Origin of the sequence: Pseudoalteromonas aliena (assembly GCF_038155085.1) — a bacterium.
Classification (GTDB): Bacteria; Pseudomonadota; Gammaproteobacteria; order Enterobacterales; family Alteromonadaceae; genus Pseudoalteromonas; species Pseudoalteromonas aliena_A.
Genome location: NZ_JBAKAU010000246.1, coordinates 1 through 213 on the forward strand (window position 1 = coordinate 1; position 213 = coordinate 213).

Genomic DNA, 213 nt, shown 5'->3' on the forward strand with positions numbered 1-213 from the left:
GCAGCGGTGATTAAAATCGCTATTTTAGTTCCCATCATTGTAAATAACACCAACGCAAGGGTACTCATTACCGCGAGTAACTTAAGCGCAGCACTTGTACAAAATCTTTTAGTCATACTAAGTGTTGCATCAGCGACTATAACAACGGCATATATCTTTAAGCCTGCAATAATAGCAAAGCAAACAGCGTCAAACTGATGGGCACTAACCGCA

The 213-nt window shown here is 40.8% G+C and carries 1 pseudogene; it reads right to left on the reverse strand.

The annotated features are described in order from the left end of the window. Positions 1-213 (reverse strand): annotated as a pseudogene (locus V6260_RS19245) (chromate efflux transporter); the annotation flags it as partial.